Origin of the sequence: Flagellimonas flava, assembly GCF_050617915.1 — a bacterium.
GTDB classification, from domain to species: domain Bacteria; phylum Bacteroidota; class Bacteroidia; order Flavobacteriales; family Flavobacteriaceae; genus Flagellimonas; species Flagellimonas flava_A.
Window position 1 is genome coordinate 1 of record NZ_JBODQE010000040.1, and the last position, 289, is coordinate 289.

General features: G+C 42.2%; 1 protein-coding gene. It reads right to left on the reverse strand.

The features are described from left to right. On the reverse strand, nucleotides 1–289 hold a 289-nt coding region (gene ruvA, locus ACRHOZ_RS20895), incomplete at both ends, for a Holliday junction branch migration protein RuvA (RefSeq protein ID WP_431130194.1).

Sequence of the window (289 nt, forward strand, 5' to 3'; positions counted from 1 at the left end):
TGCCTGTATGCAAGGGACATCCCCATTGGCAATGGCATCCCTAACTTGTGTAGGTGATAAAGAGGATAACATAGTGGGTGCAGTGCTTGATCCAATCCCGGCAACGGAAATTAAAAGTCTAAAAATTTCGCGTTCCGCCTTCTCCACAAATCCAAACAGGGTATGCGAGTCCTCCTTAACGTGCAAATGGGTAAAAAGTCTGATGTTTTCCTCATCCTTTAAAAGTGAAAAAGTGTGCAGGGATATGTTGAAAAAATAACCTACCCCGTTGCATTCAATAATTACATAG